Source organism: Nocardioides sp. (assembly GCF_035503875.1).
GTDB lineage: Bacteria > Actinomycetota > Actinomycetes > Propionibacteriales > Nocardioidaceae > Nocardioides.
Window position 1 is genome coordinate 120,881 of the sequence record NZ_DATJTA010000091.1, and the last position, 20,975, is coordinate 141,855.

Consider the following 20,975-nt stretch of genomic DNA (forward strand, 5'->3'; position numbering starts at 1 on the left):
CCCGATCAGTCCTGGTCCGCCGTGCGTGGGAAGCGGGCCGTGGCGCGCTCGGCGACGTACGTCGTCTCGAGCCGCTCCGGCGCGGCGCGCGCGACCAGGACGAGAGAGCCGCTCCTCGCGAGCGGCTCCGTGAAGGAGGCGATCCCCGGTGGGGAAGCCGGGTTCGCCTCCGACAGGAGGCGGCCGCCGTCGGTGAGATGACTCCCGGCGGCGGCTGCCTCCCAGACCTCCGCCTGGGTGGCGGTCGCCCCCGCCCAGGCCAGCGCGGCGTCGTCGTCGGTGGCGGGGTCCCACGGGATGAACGAGTCCGGCTGCGACCAGACGTCCACCCCGACGTCGTACACCCCGTCCGGCAGGGGCTCGCGGAACCGGACACCGAGCGGCAGCAGCGAGCAGGCCAGGACCGGCAGGTCGGCGGCGTGCGGCGCCCAACGCGCCAGGCCGTCCGGGCCGCAGACCACGGCGTCGGGTGCCTCGTCGTCGGTGACGACCAGACCGGCGGTCCAGGCGGCGCCGAGGAAGACGGTGCCGAGCCAGTGGGGCGGCAGGTCGACGCGCAGGCGCGCGCCGCGCTCGAGGTCGTGCTCCTCGACGAGCAGCGAGGCGACCTTCGCGACCCAGTTGGCGTACGTCGTCACCGAGAGCTCGACACGCTCGTCGGTGCTGTGGTCGTAGAAGGTCACCAGGGGGCGGCCGCCGTCGCGGCGCAGCTGGTCGGCGAGCAGCTGGGAGAAGGTCGTCACACTGGCCAAGACTAGGGACCGGTGGCTGCGGCGAACCCCTAGGCTCCTCGCCATGACGACCGGGGGAGACGCGTTGGCGGAGATCGACGGCTTCTGGGCGGTGATCCCCGCGGGCGGCGCCGGCACCCGGCTCTGGCCGCTGTCGCGGTCCTCCTCGCCGAAGTTCCTGCGCGACCTCCGCGGCAGCGGACGCTCGCTGCTGCAGGAGACGTACGACCGCCTCGCCCCGCTCGTCGGCGACCGCTTCCTGGTCGTCACCGGGGCCGCTCACCGGGACGCGGTGATCGACCAGCTCGACGGGCTGGAGGCCGGCTCGATCCTCGGCGAGCCGTCGCCGCGCGACTCGATGGCCGCGATCGGCCTGGCCGCGGCCCTGCTGGAGCGCACCGACCCGGACGCGGTGATGGGATCGTTCGCCGCGGACCACGTGATCGCCGATCAGGCGGCGTTCGGCGCGGCGGTCGCCACCGCGACGGCCGCCGCCCGGGACGGCTGGCTGGTCACCCTCGGGATCGAGCCGACCTTCCCGTCCTCGGCGTTCGGCTACATCCACCTCGGTGACGGCCTCGCCGGCCACGACGGCACCTTCCGGGTCGTCGAGTTCGTCGAGAAGCCGGCCACCGACGTCGCCGAGACGTACCTCGCCACCGGCCGCTACCGCTGGAACGCCGGCATGTTCGTCGCGCGCCCGACGGTGCTCCTGGACCTGCTCGCCGAGGGCGACCCGGCCTTCGCGGCCGACCTGCGCGCGATCGCCGCCGACCCCGCGCTGCTGGAGGAGGTCTGGCCCCGGCTGCCGAAGATCGCCCTGGACCACGCCGTCGCCGAGCCCGCAGCCGCCGCCGGCCGCGTGGTCACCGTCCCCGCGGCCTTCGGCTGGGACGACATCGGCGACTTCGACTCCCTCGCCACCCTCCTCGCCAACGACTCGGCTGCCACCACGGTCCTCGGCGACGACGCGCTCGTCCACGCCCTCGACTCCACCGGCCTGGTCGTCCCCCGGACCGGCCGCACCATCGCTGTGGTGGGTCTCGACGACGTCGTCGTCGTCGACACCCCCGACGCCCTGCTGGTCACCACGCGCGCCCGCGCGCAGGAGGTCAAGCAGATCGTGGCCGCGCTGAAGGACAGCGGCCGGGCCGACCTGACCTGAGGTCGTCGTTCGGGGGCGGACCCCTCAAGCACCACGCGGCCCCGGTGGCATCGCCACCGGGGCCGCGCGTCAGGCGGCTGAGCCGGGCTACATCACGTTCGGCTCGGGGGAGTCGAGGTACGGGTAGTCGACGGTGAACTTCTCGAAGGCGGCGCCGGAGACGTCGCTGCAGTACTGCCAGACGCCGACCTGCTTGGAAGTGTCGGTGACGCCGACGCCGCCGACCGACCAGTGCGTGAAGGCGATGTGCTGACCCTCGGGGAACTCGCCGCCGTGCTCCTTGTCGTCCTCGGCGGTGAACGGCGCGACGATGACCTTCTGGCGGAAGTTGCCGGTGCCGGCGTACTTCTTCGCGATGGCGCGCAGGTCCTTCATCGCGTCGTCGTCGTCGGCGATCGTGTCGTCGTACCAGATGATGTTGTAGCCGTGCTCGGAGTTGTGCACGAGGGACTCCAGCTCGGGCCGGTCCGCCTCGGTGTAGAACTTCCGCTCGAACGGCGCGGGCGAGCCGATCGCGTTCCAGTGCGGGCCGAAGGCCGGCGGGGAGTGGTCGTAGGTGACCTGCTGGCCCTCGGGGACGTGGTCGCCGGAGCCGGCCGCGCTCGCGGTGGTGACCGGCTGGCAGACGTCGGCGGCCGCGCCGATGTCCTTGAGTGCGACGTCGGTGTACTCCCGCTCGTCCCACTTGTCCTTCAGCGGTCCGTACGCCGCCGCCCCGATGATCAGGAGAGCAACGGCGGCGCAGACGCCGACGATGGCGAAGCCACGGCGCTTCTCGGCGCCCTTCTGCTTCTTACGGATCTCGTCGATGACCGCCTGGCGGTCGGACTTGGCGGACTTGGTTGTCTTGGCCACGGCTGAGCATTCCTCGCGGTCGGTGATCGGCAGGGACGTCCAGGCGTTGCCGCAGTGGGGTCCAGCGGGAGAGTCTACGGACCCGGCGGTAGCAGATGTGCAACGTTCGGATCTTGGTTGTCACCGACCACCCATCCGTGGGCGAAAGCCAGGGCCGCCACGGCTCCCGGCCAGGCCCCGGAGTGGGGTACGGCGACCCGCAGCCCGCCGTCCTCGAGGCGTACGTCGGCGCCGGTGACGAGCCGCAGCGCGTCGGCCAGCTCGTCGGCGCTCGCGGGCGCGCCGAACGGGCGGCGGTCGGCCGGGTCGCCGGCCAGGGCGCGCACCACCGCCTCGCGCGCGCCGAAGCCGAAGAGGTCGCCGCCCTCGGCCCGGACCAGGGCGACGGCGCCGGGACCGTCCTCGCCCGCGGGCAGCACCAGGTCGGCCCGCCCGCGGACGAGCGCGAACGGCCGGCCCGCGAGCTTGCCCTGCGCGAGCTCGGCTGCGCCCGCGATCTCGTCGGCGACGGCGGGTGCCGTCACGGCCAGCGGGTTGCCGTGCGGGTCGGTGCGGCCGGCGTACTCCTCGGCGACCAGCAGGCCCGCGGCGCCGACGGCCATGTCGGTCTGCCCCTCCCGCCAGGCCCGCCCGGCGGTGTCGGTCACGATGACGCCGACGTTGCGGCCGGTGCGCTCGCGCAGCGTCGCGCGCAGCGCGCGAGCCGACGCATCGGGATCCAGCGGCAGCAGCACGATCGAGCCGAGCTCGACGTTCGAGGCGTCGATGCCGGCGGCGGCCATGGTGAAGCCGTGCCGGGTGCGGACGATCGTCGTCGGTCCGCGGCGCGCGACGACCCGTGCGGTCTCGGCGGCGAGCGCGCCGTCGCGGTCCCCGCTGCGGACCCGGCCCTCGGCCTTGCTCACGACCTTGCTGGTCACGACGACGACGTCGCCGTCCGCGACCTCGACCTCGCCGTCGATCGCGGTCAGGAAGAGGTCGACGAGGTCGTCGCCGGCGCGGACCTCGGGTACGCCGTCCGGCGAGAGCACCTCGAGCCGGTTCACGCGCGTCCCTGCCCGGTGACGAGCCCGACCGCCGCGGCGGCCATCGCGGCGGTGGCGTCGTGGTCGGTCATCATCAGGGGTACGGCGGCCGCGGCCAGCCCGGCCTCGTGCAGCCGGGCCAGCTGCCCGGCGTCGCGCTCGTCGACGAGCCAGCCGTCGAGGACGCCGCCGGCCGAGCGGGCGCCGTAGTGCAGCCCGACACCGGCGGCGCTGACCTCGACGCCGATCGAGGTCAGCATCTGCTCGGCCATGCCCCGCACGTGGCTGGTGCCGACGATGGGGGAGAGCCCCACGACCGGGGCGCGCGTCGCGGCGAGCGCCTCGCGCACCCGCGGCACGCCGAGGATGGTGCCGACGCTGACGACCGGGTTCGACGGCGGCAGCACGACCAGGTCGGCGTCGGTGATCGCGTCGATCACACCCGGCCCCGGGGTCGCATCGTCGAGACCGACCACGATCACCGCCTCGGCGGGGACCGAGGCCCGCAGGCGCACCCAGTACTCCTGGAAGTGCACGACCTTCCGGCCGCTCGGGGAGTCGGGGTCGGCGATCGCGACGTGCGTCTCGACCCGGTCGTCGGTCATCGGGAGCAGGCGTACACCGGGCTCCCAGCGCCGGCAGAGCGCCTCGGTCACCTGCGACAGCGGGTAGCCGGCGTCCAGCATCTGGGTGCGGACGAGGTGGGTCGCGACGTCGCGGTCGCCGAGGCCGAACCAGGTCGGCTCGACGCCGTACTCGGCGAGCTCGGTCTTGACGCTCCAGGTCTCCTCGCGCCGGCCCCAGCCACGCTCGGGGTCGATGCCGTCGCCGAGGGTGTACATGACCGTGTCGAGGTCGGGACAGACCTTCAGGCCGTGCACCCAGAGGTCGTCGGCGGTGTTGGCGACCACCGTCACGGTGGCGTCGGCGGCGATGCCCGGCAGGGTCCCGGTGGCGATGCCGTGGAGGAGGCCCTGCAGGAAGCGGGCCCCGCCCATGCCCCCGGAGAGGACCGTGATGTTCTGCATGCGCCTACTCTCTCGCACCGGCTCGTCGCGACCGGTGTCGGGACAGGGGTCCGGACCAGTGCGGCCCATACCAGATGCGCGCTTGACTAAGTGGGTACGACAGGCATGTAATTCCACCAGTGTTGTGAGGATGTTGGGTCCGTGCACCACCAGGTCGCTGGGTCGACGTAAGAAGGGGCGATAGCCGTGAGAGAACTTTTTCTCCTCGACGGGAACGCCGAGGAAGAGGCGGGATGGCAGGAGCGCGCGTTGTGCGCTCAGACCGATCCCGAAGCGTTCTTCCCCGAAAAGGGAGGATCGACGAGGGAGGCCAAGAAGGTCTGCCTCACCTGCGAGGTGCGTGACGACTGCCTGGAGTCCGCACTGATGAACGACGAGCGCTTCGGCATCTGGGGCGGCCTCTCCGAGCGGGAGCGGCGCAAGCTGAAGAAGCGCGCAGTCTGAGCATCACTGAGAGGGAGCCCCGGTCGACGCCCGGGGCCTTCTCTCATTTCGGGGTCCCTCCACGGACCCTCTAGGGTCGGTGACCGTGCCTGGTCCCCGTTCCGTCGCCGTGCTGCTGGTCAGCCACGACGGTGCCCGCTGGCTGCCGGCCGTCGTCGACGGGATCCGCAGCCAGACCGTCCCGGTGGACCGGGTCGTGGCGATCGACACCGGCAGCAAGGACGAGAGCGCCGAGCTGGTCGAGCAGGCCTTCGGTGCCGTACGCCGCGTCGGCGGCGGCACGTCGTACCCCGAGGCCGTGCGGCTGGGGCTCGAGGCGCTGGGGGCGGCCGGGGAGGACGGACCCGAGTGGGTCTGGCTGCTCCACGACGACAGCAACCCCGACCCGACCTGCCTCGAGGCCCTGCTCGCCGCCGCCGACGAGGATCCGGGTGCCGACGTGCTCGGGCCGAAGCTGCGCGAGTGGCCCTCGCTGCGCCGGCTGCTGGAGCTGGGCGTCACGATCTCAGGGACCGGCCGGCGCGAGACCGGGCTGGAGCGCGGCGAGTACGACCAGGGCCAGCACGATGAGGTCCGCACGGTGCTCGCCGTCAACACGGCCGGGATGCTCGTGCGCCGGTCCGTGCTGGAGGCCCTCGGCGGCTTCGACCCGCACCTGCCGATGTTCGGCAACGACCTCGACCTCGGCTGGCGCGCGGCGCAGGCCGGGCACCGGACCCTCATCGTGCCGCAGGCCGTCGTCTTCCACGCCGAGGCCGCCCACCGCGGCATCCGCCGGACCCCGCTGACTGGGCGGCACACGCACTACCAGGAGCGCCGGGCCGCGTTGTGGACCCTGCTCGCGAACGCCCCCGGGCGCACCCTGCCGTTCCAGGTGGTCCGGCTGGCCCTCGGGACCGTGCTGCGGGTGCTGGGCTTCCTGCTCGTCCGCTCGGTCGGCCAGGCGCTGGACGAGCTCGCGGCGCTGGTCTCGGTCTACTCCCACCCCGGCGAGCTCCGCGCGGCCCGCCGGTCGCGGGGGGCGGGCCGGGTCGCGGAGCACGAGGAGGTACGCCGCCTCCTCGCGCCCTGGTGGCTCCCGTACCGGCACGGCCTCGACTTCCTCGGCGATCTCCTCTCGGCCGCGACCGACCAGGCGGCCGATGTCGCGGAGCGCCGGCGCGCGGCCCAGGCCGAGGCCGATCCCTCCTCGTTCGCCGCCCGACGGGTCGCCGTCGACGACGAGGACGCGCTGGGCGAGGACACCGGTCTGGTCGCTCGCTTCTTCACGAACCCGGTCGCCCTGCTGCTCACCGTCTTCCTCCTGGTCGCCCTGGTCGCGGTCCGCGAGGCCTTCGGCCACGTCTCCGGCGGCGGCCTCTCGCCGGCGCCGGACTCCGCCGGCGACTGGTGGGACCTGCACCTGGCCACCTGGCACCCGCTGGGCGTCGGCACCGCCGTCCCGGCCCCGGCGTACGTCCTGCCCCTGGCGCTGCTCGCGACGCTGCTGCTCGGCAGCGCCGGGGCCGCCGTCAGCGCCGTCCTCGTCCTTGCCGTGCCGGTCGGACTGTGGGGTGCCTGGCGCCTGCTCCGGGTGGTCGGCCGCCTGGTCTCGCCGCAGGGCGCGCCGCGCTGGCTGATCCTGTGGGGTGCGGCGACGTACGCCCTGGTGCCGGCGGTGAGCGGCGCCTGGGGCGACGGGCGGCTCGGCCTGGTCGTCGCCGGCGCGCTGCTGCCCTGGCTGGTCCATGCCGCGCTCGGCTTCGCCGACCCGGACGCCGACCGGCGCTGGCGGGCCGCGTGGCGCGTCGGGCTGCTGCTGGCCCTGGTGTCGGCCTTCGCCCCGGTCGCCTGGCTGCTGGCCGTGGCCGTCAGCCTCGTCGTGGTCGCGACCGCGACGCTGGTGGTCCGCTCGGCCGTCCGGGACCGGTCGGTCTGGGGACCGCCCGCGACCGCGATCGGGGTCGTGCCGGTGCTGCTCGCGCCGTGGTGGATCCCGGCGATCCTGGAGCGCGCCGCCGAGGGCCTCGTGCTCGACGCCGGTCGGCTCCCGGGCCTGACGGCCACCGGCCTGGACCTGCTGACCGGGCGGTTCCACGACCTCGGTGCGCCCGCCTGGGTCGGGCTGGTCCTCCCGGTCCTCGCCGCCCTCGCCCTGGTGCCCCGCGCGACCCGGATCCCCGTGCTCGTCTGCTGGGTGGTCGCGCTCGTCACCGCCGTGTTCACCGTCGTGCTGTCCGCGGTCACCCTCGACCTGGCCGCGGTGTCCGTGCCCGCGGCCACCGGCCTTCCCCTGATGGTGGTGCAGGGCGTCCTGGTCGTCGCCGCCACCCTCGGCGGGCAGGGCCTGGTGATGGCGGCCCGTCGCGACGGATGGCCGGGGCTCCTCCGCGGCACGGCCGCCGTGCTCGCGGCCGCCGCCGCGCTCGTCCCGCTGGTGGGCCTCGGCTGGTTCGCGGCCGGCGGCCACGACGAGCTGACGACCGAGGCGGAGGGCGGCATCCCGGCGTACATGGTCCAGAGCTCCGAGACCGGACCCGAGCACGGCATCCTGGTGATCCGCGGTGACGTGGCGACCGGCCTCGACTACGTCGTACGACGCGGGGACGGGGTGACGATCGGCGAGGACGAGGTCCTCGCGCTGACGCCCGAGGACGAGGACCTGACCCGGGTCGTCCGCACCCTCGTCTCGCGGCCCACCGGCGGCGAGGTCGCCGAGCTCGCCGGCTTCGGGATCGAGTACGTCGTCCTCCCGAGCCCCGCCGACCCCGAGGTGGCCGGCACCCTCGACGCGACGGCGGGGCTGGTGCAGGCCAGCGCCGAGAACCGCTCGACCCGCGCCTGGCAGGTCGAGCAGGCGCTCGACCCGGACGCCGTCGACGGGCCGCGCTCCTGGCTGCGGGTCGTGCTGCTCGTGGTCCAGGGGGTGGCGATCGTGGTCGTCTTGGTGCTCTGCGCGCCGACCACGGACCGGAGGAGGCAGTCGTGACCGAGACTCCCGCACCCGGCCGCCGCAGTCGCGCCGGCTCGTCCGGGCGACGCCTCGACCTCACGGTCGTGCTGGCGGTCCTGCTGCCCGTGGCCGCGGTCGGGCTGCTCGCCACGGCGGGCACCGAGCCGGTCGAGCCGGAGCCGCGGCCGCCCGCGACCGTCGAGCTGACGAGCGCGACCCTGGGCTGCCCGACCGGGCTGCCCGGCGCGCCGGGCGTCCGGGTCGCGAGCACCGGGGACGTCGCCGGCGAGGTGAGCGTCGGCGAGGAGCAGGCCACGCTCGAGGCCGGTCGCTCCCTCCGGGTGGACGCGCCCGATCCCGCCGTCGTCCGGGCGGGCGGCGACCTCGCGCCCGGCCTGGTCGCCGGGCGCAGCGGTACGGCGCCGCTCGTGGCCACGGACTGCCCCCGGCCGGTCGCCGAGCAGTGGTTCACCGGCGTCGGTGCCGGCGCGCGCCACTCCTCGGTGCTGGAGCTGGTCAACCCCAACACCGGTCCCGCCGTCGCCGACGTCGTCGTGCTCGGCAGCGCCGGCCAGGTCGAGGCCCGCGAGCTGCGCGGTGTGCTCGTCCCGGGAGGAGCCACCCGCCGCCTGGAGCTCGCGACCCTGATCCCGCAGGAGGGCGAGCTGGCGCTGCAGGTCTCGACCACGCGCGGCCGGCTCACCGCGTCGGTCGAGGACACCGAGGACCGGCTCGGGTCGGCCGAGCCCGTCACCGACTGGCTCGGGGGACAGTCGGAGCCACTGGCCACGAGCACGCTGCTCGGCCTGCCGTCCGGGCCGGGGCAACGCAGCCTGGTGCTCGCGAACCCGGGCGACGACGAGCTCCGCGCCGAGCTCCGGATCGTCACCGCCGACTCGGTCTTCGCCCCGCAGGGCCTGGACGAGGTGCGCATCGCCCCTCGGTCCACGACCCGGGTGCCGCTGACCTCCCCGCTCCAGGGCGCGATCGCCGACGGGGCGTACGGCGTCCAGGTCGATGCCACCGGACCGGTGACGGCCAGCCTGCGCAGCGTCGTACGACGCGACGTGTCGCACGCCGTCCCCGCCGACCCGGTCAGCGGCCGCACGGTCGCGGTCGTGCCCGAGGGACGCAAGCAGCTCCAGCTGGCCGGCGCGTCGGCGGTCGGTGCGGTCGGGGTGGTCGCGCGGGACGCCGACGGTCGTGAGGTCGCGAGCGAGAAGGTCGAGGTCACCCCGGGGGCGGGCGGGACGCTCGACCTGCCGGACAGCGCCGTCGTCGTCGAGGTGACGCCGCGCCGGGTCTCGGTGCTGGGCTCGGTGCTGGTCACCGGCACGGGCGCGGCCGTCATCCGGCTGCACGAGCCGACCACGGCCGGTCTGGTGCCGCAGGTCGACCCGGGCCTGCCCGCTCGCTAGTCGTCGCCCTCGTATCGCGGGTCGACCTCGGAGGCGTCGATGCCGAGCAGCTCCGCGACCTGCTCGACGACCAGGGTGAGCACGAGTGCCTCGAGATCGCCGCGGGTCTCGCAGCGGTGCTCGATCGGGCGGCGGAACAGCACGAGCCGGGTCGGGGCGCCTCCCGTGCCCCGCACCAGGGACGCCAGCGGGACGGTGGGGGAGTCCCAGTCGTCGGGCACCTGGGGCGTGTCCTCGACGGCGTACTCCACCAGCCCGAGGCGGTCCTGCCAGCGGCCGTCGACCTCGGTGACGATGCCGAGCACGAGGTCGTCGAAGCGCTCCCGCTTCGTCCGCAGCGCCGGGGTGCCGGGGTCGCTCGGCAGCACGCCGGGACCGCGCATGCCGCGTCCGCGGCGGTCGCGGGTGCGCCGCTTCCGCTCCGGGGGGAGGGTGCCGGTCCTGTCCACGCCGCGAGCCTAATCGGGGCCGCTCGGGGAGGAAGGTAGCGTTCGCCGCGTGAGTCCCACCCGTCGCTGTTCGCGCACCGCGTGCGGCCGTCCCGCGGTCAACACGCTGACGTACGTGTACGCCGACCAGACGGCCGTCCTCGGCCCGCTCGCGACGTACGCCGAGCCGCACGCCTACGACCTGTGCGAGACCCACTCCGAGCGGCTCTCCGCACCCCGCGGCTGGGAGGTGCTCCGGCTGGCGCCCGACCCGAAGGCCCAGGGGCCGTCCAACGACGACCTGCTCGCCCTGGCCGACGCCGTCCGCGAGGCCGCCCGCCCGGCTCCGCCGCCGCGGACCGCGCCCACCGAGGAGACCGGACGCGAGACGGGCCGCAAGGGTCACCTGCGCGTCCTCAGCACCGACTGATCCCCAGCCGACCCATCAGCCCCGCTAGGGTTCGGCGCATGGCCGACACCCTCGACCCCGCCAACGTCCAGGCGATCTTCAAGGCGTACGACGTCCGGGGGCTGGTCCCCGAACAGATCGACGAGGAACTGGCCCGGGCGACGGGGCGCGCCTACGTCCAGGTCGTGGGGGCCGAGACCGTGGTGGTCGGGCACGACATGCGACCCAGCTCGCCCGGCATGGCCGGCGCGTTCGCGGAGGGCGCGACCGAGGCCGGCGCCGACGTCGTCCTGATCGGGCTCGCCTCGACCGACCAGCTCTACTTCGCCTCCGGCCACCTCGGCCACCCCGGCGTGATGTTCACCGCCAGCCACAACCCGGCGCAGTACAACGGCATCAAGATGTGCCGCGCCCACGCCGTCCCGATCGGGCTGGAGACCGGCCTGGCGGAGATCCGCGACCTCGTCATCGAGCCGAAGCCCGTCGACGGCGCCCCGGCGGGCGCGATCTCGGAGCACGACGTCCTCGAGGCGTACGCCGCCCACCTGCTCTCGCTCGCGCCGGTCCAGGGCCGCCCGCTGAAGGTCGTCGTGGACGCCGGCAACGGCATGGCCGGCTACACCGCGCCCGCCGTGTTCGACCGGCTCGGTGCCGACCGGGTCGAGGTCGTGCCCATGTACTTCGAGCTCGACGGCACCTTCCCGAACCACGAGGCCAACCCGATCGACGCCGAGAACCTGCGGGACCTGCAGGCCAAGGTGCTCGAGGTGGGGGCCGACGTCGGCCTCGCCTTCGACGGCGACGCCGACCGCTGCTTCCTGGTCGACGAGCGGGGCCAGGCGGTCTCGCCCTCGACGCTGACCGCGCTGATCGCCGCCCGCGAGCTGGCCAAGGAGCCGGGCGCGACGATCATCCACAACCTGATCACCTCGCGCGCCGTACCCGAGATCGTCGCGGAGCTCGGCGGCAGGCCGGTGCGCACCCGGGTCGGCCACTCGTTCATCAAGGCCACCATGGCCGAGACCGACGCCGTCTTCGGGGGCGAGCACAGCGGCCACTTCTACTTCCGCGACTTCTGGCGCGCCGACTCGGGCATGCTCGCCGCGCTGCACGCCCTCGCCGCGCTCGCCGAGACCGACCGGCCGCTGTCGGAGCTGCTGGCGTCGTACGAGCGCTACCCGGTCAGCGGGGAGATCAACTCCGAGGTCGCCGACCAGGTCGGGATGATGGCCGCCCTGGAGGAGGAGTACGCCGGACGCCCCGGGGTGAGCACCGACCGACTGGACGGGCTTACGGTGTCCCACGCGGACTGGACGTTCAACGTGCGGCCCTCCAACACCGAACCGCTGCTCCGGCTGAACGCCGAGGGGAAGGACCAGGACACCATGGCGACCATGCGCGACGAGGTGCTGACGAAGATCCGGGGTGCCCGGTGAGCGAGCAGGGCGGCGCGGCCGCGCAGCTGGACCCGGCGCTGCTGGCGATCATCGTGTGCCCCCAGTGCCACGGCCGGCTGGCCCCGGTCGCGGACGAGTTGGCCTGCCAGGGCGAGTGCGGACTCGTCTACCCGGTCCGTGACGGCATCCCGGTCCTGCTCGTAGACGAAGCCCGCAAGCCGGGCTGAGCGCGGGCGGACGAGGCATGGCGACCTGGTTCGACGAGTCCCGCCTGGACGACGAGCGGGCGATCGGCGCGGCCGACCTCCGGCTGCGCACGTTGGCCGAGTCCGGCGCGCGGGTCCGCCGGGAGGTCGGCGCGGCCGCGGAGGCCATCGAGGAGGCCGTGTCGCGCAGCCTCTCGCAGGCCCGGCCCCGTGCGGTGATCGCCGCCGGGCCCGACTCCCGCCTCCTGCGGGCGGTGCTGGAGCCGTGGTGCCCGGTGCCGTTCGTCGCGTGGCCCGGTCCTGCCCTGCCCGGCTGGGCGGGCAGCCTCGACCTGGTGGTCGTGCTGGCGCCCGAGGGCTCCGACACCGGGACGGCGTCCGCCGTCGCCGAAGCCGTACGCCGCGGCTGCCAGGTCGTGGTCGCGTGCCCGCCCGGCTCGCTGGTCGCCGAGCACGCCGCCGGCCGCTGGAGCACGATCCTGCCGACCGCGACGGCCGACCAGCTCGCGACCGCGGTGGCGATGCTGACCTTCCTGGACCGGGTCTCGCTGGGTCCGGCCGCCGACCCCGAGCAGGTCGCGAACGCCCTCGACGAGGTGGCGACCAGCTGCTCGCCGCACCGCGACATCGCGGTCAACCCCGCGAAGGTGCTGGCGATCGCGCTGGCCGACGCCAACCCGCTGGTGTGGGGCGGCTCGGTGCTCGCGGCCCGCGCCGCGCGCCGGGTCGCCGAGTCCATCCGCCGGGCCAGCGGCCGCGCGGCCCTCGCCGGGGACGCCGAGCACCTGCTGCCGGTCCTGGAGGCCGCCCGCCCGCGCGACGTCTTCGACGACCCGTTCGCGGGGGAGGGCGGCGAGCTGCGGCCGGTGCTGCTGGTGCTGGACGACGGCGCGGAGGACCCCGTCGTACGCGAGCAGCGCGGACGGCTCCAGGCCGCCGCGAACGCGCGCGGCGTCCGCGTGGAGACCGTGACGACCGAGGCCCCGAGCGAGGTGGCCCGCTACGCGTCGCTGCTGCTCAGCGGCACCTACACCAGCGAGTACCTCCGCCTGGGTCTCACCGAGGACTGACCGCTTTCGGGAACGGGTACCCCTGTACCCGTGCCATCGCCCTCGACCGCCGCCTCGAAGCCCCGGACCCGGGACCCCTGGTTCGACAACGCGAAGATGGCCCTGGTCACCCTCGTGGTGGTCGGGCACACCATCCCGCTGCTGCCGAGCACCGGCCTCAACGACCACCTCTACGACTTCCTCTACGCCTGGCACGTGCCGGCGTTCGTCCTGGTCACCGGCTACCTCTCCCGCTCCTTCGAATGGGAGCGCCGCCGGATGTGGCAGCTGGTCCGCACCGTCGTGGTGCCCTACGTCATCTTCGAGTGCGCCCTCGCGCTGTTCCGGATCCACGTCGGCGGTGAGCAGCTGGAGGATCTGTTCTCCGATCCGCACTGGCCGATGTGGTACCTCTCCGCCCTCTTCTTCTGGCGACTGCTGACGCCGGTGTTCAAGCGGCTCCCGGCGGCACTGCCGGTCGCGCTCCTGATCAGCCTGGCCGCGGGCCTGTACGCCGGCGACACCCTCGACCTCGCGCGCGTCCTCGGCCTGCTGCCGTTCTTCGTGATGGGCCTGCTCGCGACTCCCGAGCGCTTCGAGCGACTGCGCACCGCGAAGGTGCAGGTCGCGGCCGTGCTGGTCTTCGCGGGGATCTGGGTGCTGACCACCTGGACCGACCGGTGGGCGGCCACCGAGTGGCTCTACTACCGCTCGCGCTACGCCGACCTCGACGTCAGCGACTCCGAGGCCTTCGTGATCCGGGCCGTCGTCCTGATGGTCGGCACCCTCGGTGCCTGGGCCTTCCTCGCGCTGGTGCCGCGGGTCGGCGGCTGGTTCACGCGGATGGGTGCCTGGACGCTCGTGGTCTACCTCTTCCACGGCTTCGCCGTGAAGGGCGCCGACTACGCCGGCTACCCGGACTGGGCCGCCGACCACGGCACCTTCGCGCTGCTGGTCACGGTGGTGGCCGCGGTCGCCCTCTCGTTCCTGCTGGCCTGGGAGCCGGTCGCCCGCCGCCTGAACCACCTCGTCGACCCCGTCGGGTACGCCGAGCGGCACCTGCACCAGGCGCACGCGACCGCGAATGCCAAGGCCGAGGCGGACGTCATCAGCGAGGCGGTGGAGGACGCCGCTACGATGCGCGCCATGCCTGTTGACGCCTCCTCCACCCGAGCCTCGCGGTGAGCGCCGGTCTCTTCGGGCTCCTCGACGACGTCGCCGCGATCGCCCGGCTCGCCGCGGCCTCGGTCGACGACGTCGGTGCGGCCGCCGCCAAGGCGACCGCGAAGGCGGCGGGGGTGGTCGTCGACGACACCGCCGTCACGCCGCAGTACGTCCACGGCGTCACCGCCGACCGCGAGCTGCCGATGATCAAGCGGATCGCCATCGGCTCGATCCGCAACAAGCTGCTGATCATCCTGCCGGTGGCGCTGCTGCTCAGCCAGTTCCTCCCGGACCTGCTCACCCCGATCCTGATGCTCGGCGGCGCGTTCCTGTGCTACGAGGGGGCGCACAAGGTCTGGGGCAAGATCCTCGGGCACGAGGGGCACGCCGTCCCCGTCGCCGAGGCGGGGCCGGAGGCCGAGAAGACGATGGTCGCCGGTGCTGTCCGCACCGACCTGATCCTCTCAGCCGAGATCATGGTCATCGCCCTCAACGAGGTCGCCGACCAGAGCTTCTGGTCCCGGGCGGCGATCCTGGTGGTGGTCGCCCTCGTCATCACCATCGTCGTGTACGGCGTGGTCGCGGTGCTGGTGAAGGTCGACGACGTCGGCCTGCGCCTGGCCCAGCGCTCCTCGCCGACCTCGCAGAAGGTCGGTCGCGGCCTCGTCACGGCCATGCCGCGGGTCCTGACGGTCATCTCCGTCGTCGGCACCGCCGCGATGCTCTGGGTCGGTGGCCACATCCAGCTCGTCGGCCTCGACGACCTGGGCTGGCACCCGCTCTACGACTTCGTCCACCACCTGGAGGAGGACGTCGAGCACGCCGTCGCCGGCATCGGCGGGGTCCTCGGCTGGCTGGTCAACACCGCGGCGTCCGCGGTGTACGGCCTGGCCCTCGGCTCGGTGATCGTCGGCGTGCTGCACCTGCTGCCGTTCGGGAAGAAGAAGCACGCCGCTCACTGATCCGGCTGAGCGGGACCCGCTCGACCTGTGCGGGGGCGCGACCGAGGATTCCTCGTTGACCGGGGGGCCGTTCTAACCTCGGACGAAGCGAACCGCCGCCACCACAGGAGCACTCCATGGACTACAAGGTCGCCGACCTCAGCCTGGCCGACTTCGGCCGCACCGAGATCCAGCTCGCCGAGCACGAGATGCCCGGCCTGATGGCGATGCGCGAGCGCTACGGGGCCGAGCAGCCGCTGGCCGGCGCCCGGATCGCGGGCTCGCTGCACATGACGATCCAGACCGCCGTGCTCATCGAGACGCTGGTCGCGCTGGGCGCCGAGGTGCGCTGGGCCTCCTGCAACATCTTCTCCACGCAGGACCACGCGGCCGCCGCGATCGCGGTCGGCCCGAACGGCACCCCCGAGAACCCGCAGGGCGTCCCGGTCTTCGCCTGGAAGGGCGAGACCCTGGAGGAGTACTGGTGGTGCACCCAGCAGATCCTCGACTGGCCCGGCGACCAGCTGCCGAACATGATCCTCGACGACGGCGGTGACGCCACCCTGCTGCTGCACCTCGGCGTCCAGGCCGAGAAGTCCGGCCAGGCGCCCGACCCGGCCACCGCCACCAGCGGCGAGCAGCGGATTATCTTCGAGGTGCTCAACGAGGTGCTCGCGAAGAGCTCCAACCACTGGACCCCGATCGCGAACTCGGTCAAGGGCGTCACCGAGGAGACCACCACCGGCGTCCTGCGCCTGTACGACATGATGCGCGACGGCACGCTGCTGTTCCCGGCCATCAACGTCAACGACTCGGTCACCAAGTCGAAGTTCGACAACAAGTACGGCTGCCGGCACTCCCTCATCGACGGCATCAACCGTGCCACCGACGTCCTCATCGGCGGCAAGGTCGCGGTCGTGTGCGGGTACGGCGACGTCGGCAAGGGCTGCGCGGAGTCCCTGCGCGGCCAGGGCGCCCGGGTCATCGTCACCGAGATCGACCCGATCTGCGCCCTGCAGGCCGCCATGGACGGCTACCAGGTCGACACCCTCGAGAACGTGCTCGACATCGCCGACATCATCATCACGGCGACCGGCAACAAGGACGTCGTCACCCTCGACCACATGCGGTCGATGAAGCACAACGCGATCGTCGGCAACATCGGTCACTTCGACAACGAGATCGACATGGCCGGCCTGGAGGCCGAGGGCGTCGCGACCCGCAAGAACGTCAAGCCGCAGGTCGACATCTGGACCTTCCCGAACGACAAGGCGATCATCGTCCTGTCCGAGGGCCGGCTGCTCAACCTCGGCAACGCGACCGGCCACCCGTCGTTCGTGATGTCGAACTCCTTCACCAACCAGGTCCTGGCGCAGATCGAGATCTTCACCAAGACCGAGGAGTACCCCACCGGCGTCTACGTGCTCCCGAAGCACCTCGACGAGGAGGTCGCCCGGCTGCACCTCGGCGCGCTGGGCGTGAACCTGACGACACTGAGCGACTCGCAGGCGTCGTACCTCGGCATCCCGGTCGAGGGCCCGTACAAGACGGAGCAGTACCGCTACTGAGCACCACGCTCGCCGCGGTGGCAGGATTGGGGACATGAACCAGTCCGTCGGAGGTCAGACCGGCCTGTCCGCCGGGCAGCCGAGCAACCTCACCAGTGACTACGCGACCAAGGGACGCGTCCTCGTCGTCGACGACGACGCGTCCCTCGCGGAGATGCTGACGATCGTCCTGCGCCAGGAGGGCTTCGACAGCCGGATGTGCGTGCGCGGCGACCAGGCGCTCGCCGAGTTCCGCGACTACAAGCCCGACCTGGTCCTGCTGGACCTGATGCTGCCGGGCAAGGACGGCATCGACGTCTGCAAGGAGATCCGCGCGGAGTCGGGCGTCCCGATCGTGATGCTCACCGCCAAGGGCGACACCGTCGACGTGGTCGTCGGGCTCGAGTCGGGCGCCGACGACTACGTCGTCAAGCCGTTCAAGCCCAAGGAGCTCATCGCCCGGATCCGGGCGCGGGTACGCCGCCACGAGACCACGCCGCAGGAGACGCTGACCATCGGCGACCTGGTCATCGACGTCGCCGGCCACGCGGTCGCCCGGGACGGCGTCCCGATCAGCCTGACGCCGCTGGAGTTCGACCTGCTGGTCTGCCTGGCCCGCAAGCCCTGGCAGGTCTTCACCCGCGAGGTCCTGCTCGAGCAGGTGTGGGGCTACCGGCACGCCGCCGACACCCGGCTGGTCAACGTGCACGTCCAGCGGCTGCGGTCCAAGGTCGAGCACGACCCCGAGAACCCCGAGATCGTCGTCACCGTCCGGGGGGTCGGCTACAAAGCCGGCCGGGCATAGCCATGCGGGTCCGCTCGCCGCTGGGGATGCCGCCCGGTCTCCGGCGCGGGCTGACCTTCTGGCGCCGCTCGATCCAGGCCCGGGTGGTCGCGTCCACCCTGGTCCTCTCGGCGGCCGTGGTCGGGGTCGTCGGCTGGTTCCTGCTCCAGCAGACCCGCGAGGGCCTGCTCGAGCAGCGGGTCGACGCGGTCGTGGCCGAGGCCAACACCGAGCGCGCCGACGCCGAGACCCGGCTCGGGTCGGTTCCCGGCACCGACGTGGACGCGACCGCCCAGCAGGCGGAGCTGATCGACCCCATCATCCAGCGCGGTCTGACCCGCGGCTTCTCCGTCGTACTCGCCGGCCCGATCGGGCAGAACACGGGCCGGATCGCCCAGCGCGGCACCCGTTCCTCACCCGGCCTGGACACCGCCAGCGTCCCGGGCTCGCTGGAGAGTCGTTTCCAGGAGCCGGCCGCGACGGCGTGGACCTACACCACCATCCGGACCGTCGGCCAGGACGGAGCCGTGGTGAGCGAGCAGCCCGGCATCGCGGTCGGGACCCAGGTGACCCTGGTGGCCGACGGCGGCACCTACACCCTCTATTTCCTCTTCCCGCTCGACGAGCAGCAGGAGACGCTCGCCCTGGTCACCCGGGCACTGCTCACCGCGGCCGCGCTGCTGCTGGTCCTGGTCGCCGGTGTCACCTGGCTCGTGACCCGCCAGGTGGTCACCCCGATCCGGATGGCCCGCCGGGTCGCCGAGCGGCTGGCCGCCGGGCGGCTGCAGGAGCGGCTCCGGGTCTCGGGCGAGGACGACCTGGCCCGGCTCGCGACGTCGTTCAACCAGATGGCGAGCAACCTGCAGCGCCAGATCCGGCAGCTGGAGGAGCTGAGTCGGGTCCAGCACCGGTTCGTCTCCGACGTCTCCCACGAGCTGCGCACCCCGCTGACGACGGTGCGGATGGCCGGGGACGTGCTGTACGACTCCCGTCTCGACTTCGACCCGGTCACCTCGCGGGCGGCCGAGCTGCTGCAGACCGAGCTGGACCGGTTCGAGACGCTGCTCTCCGACCTGCTGGAGATCAGCCGCTTCGACGCCGGCGCGGCGGTGCTCGAGGCCGAGGACCTCAACCTGGTCGACGTCGCGCACCGCGTGGTCGAGGCGACCCGGCCGCTGGCCGAGCAGCGCGACGTGCGGATCGTCGTACGCGCGCCCGACCATCCCTGCCTCGCCGAGGCCGACGCGCGCCGCGTGGAGCGGATCGTCCGCAACCTGATCAGCAACGCCATCGACCACGCCGAGACCGGCCGGGGGGACGAGATCGTCGTCCAGGTGGCCGGCGACGACCACGCGGCCGCGATCACCGTCCGCGACTTCGGCGTGGGCCTCGGGCCGGGGGAGTCGGCCCTGGTCTTCAACCGGTTCTGGCGCGCCGACCCCGCCCGCGCCCGCACCAGCGGCGGCACCGGGCTCGGCCTGTCGATCTCGCTGGAGGACGCCCACCTGCACGGCGGCTGGCTGCAGGCCTGGGGACGGCCCGGCGAGGGTGCCCAGTTCCGGCTGACCCTCCCGCGTCGTGTGAACGCCCCGCTGCGCCGCAGCCCGCTGCCGCTCGTGCCCGCCGACGCCCGGGAGCCCGTGACATGACGCCGCGGAGGAGACGTCCCACGCGCGTCGCCGCGGCGTTCCTGGCGGCGGCGCTGCTGGCCCCGGTCGCGGGGTGCGTCAGCCTGCCCGAGAGCGGCCCGGTCGTCGAGACCGACGAGTCCCGCGGCACGCCCGTGACGTCGGGGGTGAAGTACGACCCGCTGCCGCCGCTCCCGGACGCCTCGCGCTCGGAGATCGTGAAGGGGTTCCTCGACGCGATGACGGCCGTGCCGATCCAGACGACCTCGGCCGCGGAGTTCCTGACCCAGGAGGCCCGGGCGTCGTGGCGCCCGGAGCGGGAGACGATCACGTACGGCGACCGGGCGCCCGCCCTCGACACGGGCTCCGTCGTCCGCGTGCGGATGCTCGACGGCAGCAACCGGTTCGACGCGCGCGGAGCCTGGCGCGGCTCGCTCTCCGGCGCCGCCCTCGACCTGAGGTTCGGTCTCGAGATGGAGGGCGGGCAGTGGCGCATCGCCGACCCGCCCGACGCGCTGATCGTGCCCGAGTCGTGGTTCGAGTCGCGGTACCGCCGGCTGTCGATCTCCTTCTTCGACCCCAGCGCCCAGATCCTGGTGCCCGAGCCCGTGTTCGTCGCCGACGACGACGCCCTGGCCACCCGGCTCGTCGAGGGTCTGCTCGACGGTCCCGGCCCGGCGCTCGCGCCCAGCTCCCGCAGCTTCTTCCCGCCGGGTGCCCGGCTCGGTGACCTCTCGGTGCCGGTGTCCGCGGACGGCGTGGCCGAGGTGTCGCTCAGCGACGTGGGGCAGCAGCCGCCGGCGAGCCAGCGACTGATGATGGTGCAGCTCGCCTCGACGCTGCGGCAGGTCGTTGGCATCACCGCCGTGCGCGTCACGGTCGACGGCGAGCTCCTGCAGCTGCCGGGCAGCGACGAGGGCCGGTTCCCGGTCAACCTCGGGGCCGAGTTCGATCCCGCGGTCCCCGCTGCGAGCGCGGTCGTCTTCGGCATCCGCGACGGGCAGCTCGTCTCGGGCATCCCCGACGACCTCGACCCGGTGGGCGGGGTGCTCGGCACGGGCGAGGTCCCGCTGCGCTCGGCGGCGGTCAACCTCGACGGCAGCACCGCGGCGGCCGTCACGACCTCGGACGCCGTGCTGGTCGGCCCGCTCAACGGCGGCCTCACGGAGATGCGCGGGATCCTCGACCGCAGCGCCGACCTGCTGGAGCCCGCCTGGGACTTCACCGACCGGATCTGGCTGATCGACCGGCGGTCCGACGGCGCGCGGGTCCTCTACTACGAGAACGACCGGCTCCGGACGCTGGAGGTCCCGGGGGTCACCGGCGAGGCGATCCGGTCCTTCCTGGTCTCCCGGGACGGGTCGCGCCTGGTGGCGGTCGTCGCCGGCCGGACGGGTGACGAGCTGGTGGTCAGCCGGATCCGGCACCGGGCCGAGGGCGACGTCCGCAGTGCCACGCCCGCCCAGACGATCCTCCAGACGGCACCGGAGGCGCAGACCATCAAGGACATCGCCTGGCGCTCGCCGACCAGCGTGGCGGTGCTGACCGGCGTCGCCGGCGAGCTGTGGGAGGTCCGCTCGATCGCCGTCGACGGCGCACCGACCAGCATCGAGAGCATCGCCAACCTCAACGGGCCGGTCCGCTCGATGGCCGGCTCGCCCGTCCCGGACCAGGGCCTGCTGGTGCTCGCCCCCGACGCGGCGCTCGACCTGTCGCGCCCGATCGCGCGGGAGATCGAGCTCGGCGACGAACGGCGCCTGCGCTCGCTCGGCTACGTCGGCTGACGACTCCCTCCACAGGCCGACCCGACCCCGGTTGAACGGG

19 protein-coding genes are annotated in these 20,975 nt (G+C 73.5%); 14 read left to right on the forward strand and 5 right to left on the reverse strand.

The features are described from left to right. Positions 1–5: 5 nt before the first annotated feature. Positions 6–743, reverse strand: a complete 738-nt coding sequence (locus tag VMF51_RS22310) for a TIGR03089 family protein (protein WP_325476677.1) — start codon at positions 741–743, stop codon at positions 6–8. A gap of 52 nt (positions 744–795) precedes the next feature. Here VMF51_RS22310 and VMF51_RS22315 point away from each other — a divergent pair, with 52 nt between their 5' ends. Next, positions 796–1,896: a mannose-1-phosphate guanylyltransferase gene (locus tag VMF51_RS22315; RefSeq protein ID WP_325476678.1), complete on the forward strand. Its 1,101-nt coding sequence runs from the start codon at positions 796–798 to the stop codon at positions 1,894–1,896. Between the two features lie 87 nt (positions 1,897–1,983). On the opposite strand, the gene VMF51_RS22320 is transcribed toward VMF51_RS22315, so the two are convergent. The 3 genes from VMF51_RS22320 to cofD form a co-directional block, all read right to left on the reverse strand. Beyond that, on the reverse strand, positions 1,984–2,751 hold the full coding sequence (locus VMF51_RS22320) for a DUF3105 domain-containing protein (RefSeq protein ID WP_325476679.1): 768 nt from the start codon (positions 2,749–2,751) through the stop codon (positions 1,984–1,986). A 74-nt stretch (positions 2,752–2,825) separates the two neighbouring features. After that, positions 2,826–3,797 carry a coenzyme F420-0:L-glutamate ligase gene (gene cofE / locus VMF51_RS22325; RefSeq protein ID WP_325476680.1) on the reverse strand — a complete coding sequence of 324 codons (972 nt, stop codon included), beginning with the start codon at positions 3,795–3,797 and terminating at the stop codon, positions 2,826–2,828. Continuing rightward, the gene (gene cofD / locus VMF51_RS22330; protein WP_325476681.1) at positions 3,794–4,804 is read right to left on the reverse strand and encodes a 2-phospho-L-lactate transferase; all 1,011 of its coding nucleotides are present in this window, start codon (positions 4,802–4,804) and stop codon (positions 3,794–3,796) included. Before cofD ends, cofE begins: the two co-directional genes overlap by 4 nt. Positions 4,805–4,990: 186 nt before the next feature. Between cofD and VMF51_RS22335 the strand changes: the two genes are divergently transcribed. From VMF51_RS22335 to VMF51_RS22345, 3 genes are all read left to right on the forward strand, one after another. Next, the gene (locus VMF51_RS22335; RefSeq protein WP_325476682.1) at positions 4,991–5,248 is read left to right on the forward strand and encodes a WhiB family transcriptional regulator; all 258 of its coding nucleotides are present in this window, start codon (positions 4,991–4,993) and stop codon (positions 5,246–5,248) included. Between the two features lie 85 nt (positions 5,249–5,333). Further along, positions 5,334–8,216 carry a glycosyltransferase family 2 protein gene (locus VMF51_RS22340; protein ID WP_325476683.1) on the forward strand — a complete coding sequence of 961 codons (2,883 nt, stop codon included), beginning with the start codon at positions 5,334–5,336 and terminating at the stop codon, positions 8,214–8,216. Continuing rightward, positions 8,213–9,598, forward strand: coding sequence for a DUF5719 family protein (locus VMF51_RS22345; protein WP_325476684.1), 1,386 nt, complete (start codon positions 8,213–8,215; stop codon positions 9,596–9,598). Before VMF51_RS22340 ends, VMF51_RS22345 begins: the two co-directional genes overlap by 4 nt. On the opposite strand, the gene VMF51_RS22350 is transcribed toward VMF51_RS22345, so the two are convergent. Further along, positions 9,595–10,047: a metallopeptidase family protein gene (locus VMF51_RS22350; protein WP_325476685.1), complete on the reverse strand. Its 453-nt coding sequence runs from the start codon at positions 10,045–10,047 to the stop codon at positions 9,595–9,597. The genes VMF51_RS22345 and VMF51_RS22350 overlap by 4 nt on opposite strands. A gap of 49 nt (positions 10,048–10,096) precedes the next feature. Here VMF51_RS22350 and VMF51_RS22355 point away from each other — a divergent pair, with 49 nt between their 5' ends. The 10 genes from VMF51_RS22355 to VMF51_RS22400 all read left to right on the forward strand — a co-directional run bounded on the left by VMF51_RS22355 (position 10,097) and on the right by VMF51_RS22400 (position 20,935). Beyond that, positions 10,097–10,456, forward strand: a complete 360-nt coding sequence (locus VMF51_RS22355; RefSeq protein WP_325476686.1) for a DUF3499 domain-containing protein — start codon at positions 10,097–10,099, stop codon at positions 10,454–10,456. 38 nt (positions 10,457–10,494) lie between these two features. Then, positions 10,495–11,871 (forward strand): phosphomannomutase/phosphoglucomutase, encoded by a 1,377-nt coding sequence (locus VMF51_RS22360; protein ID WP_325476687.1) that lies wholly within the window; start codon positions 10,495–10,497, stop codon positions 11,869–11,871. Next, the gene (locus VMF51_RS22365) at positions 11,868–12,059 is read left to right on the forward strand and encodes a Trm112 family protein (protein WP_325476688.1); all 192 of its coding nucleotides are present in this window, start codon (positions 11,868–11,870) and stop codon (positions 12,057–12,059) included. The genes VMF51_RS22360 and VMF51_RS22365 overlap by 4 nt, the downstream gene beginning before the upstream one ends. 17 nt (positions 12,060–12,076) lie before the next feature. Beyond that, positions 12,077–13,108, forward strand: a complete 1,032-nt coding sequence (locus VMF51_RS22370) for an SIS domain-containing protein (protein WP_325476689.1) — start codon at positions 12,077–12,079, stop codon at positions 13,106–13,108. Between the two features lie 30 nt (positions 13,109–13,138). Then, positions 13,139–14,272, forward strand: a complete 1,134-nt coding sequence (locus VMF51_RS22375; protein WP_325476690.1) for an acyltransferase family protein — start codon at positions 13,139–13,141, stop codon at positions 14,270–14,272. Then, positions 14,269–15,213 (forward strand): DUF808 domain-containing protein, encoded by a 945-nt coding sequence (locus VMF51_RS22380; protein ID WP_325476691.1) that lies wholly within the window; start codon positions 14,269–14,271, stop codon positions 15,211–15,213. The genes VMF51_RS22375 and VMF51_RS22380 overlap by 4 nt, the downstream gene beginning before the upstream one ends. A gap of 116 nt (positions 15,214–15,329) precedes the next feature. Beyond that, on the forward strand, positions 15,330–16,760 hold the full coding sequence (gene ahcY, locus VMF51_RS22385) for an adenosylhomocysteinase (RefSeq protein ID WP_325476692.1): 1,431 nt from the start codon (positions 15,330–15,332) through the stop codon (positions 16,758–16,760). Between the two features lie 34 nt (positions 16,761–16,794). Further along, complete coding sequence (gene mtrA / locus VMF51_RS22390; protein ID WP_325476693.1) at positions 16,795–17,544, forward strand: MtrAB system response regulator MtrA; 750 nt, start codon at positions 16,795–16,797, stop codon at positions 17,542–17,544. Between the two features lie 2 nt (positions 17,545–17,546). After that, positions 17,547–19,172, forward strand: coding sequence for an MtrAB system histidine kinase MtrB (gene mtrB / locus VMF51_RS22395; protein WP_325476694.1), 1,626 nt, complete (start codon positions 17,547–17,549; stop codon positions 19,170–19,172). Then, positions 19,169–20,935 carry an LpqB family beta-propeller domain-containing protein gene (locus tag VMF51_RS22400; RefSeq protein ID WP_325476695.1) on the forward strand — a complete coding sequence of 589 codons (1,767 nt, stop codon included), beginning with the start codon at positions 19,169–19,171 and terminating at the stop codon, positions 20,933–20,935. The genes mtrB and VMF51_RS22400 overlap by 4 nt, the downstream gene beginning before the upstream one ends. Positions 20,936–20,975: the final 40 nt, after the last annotated feature.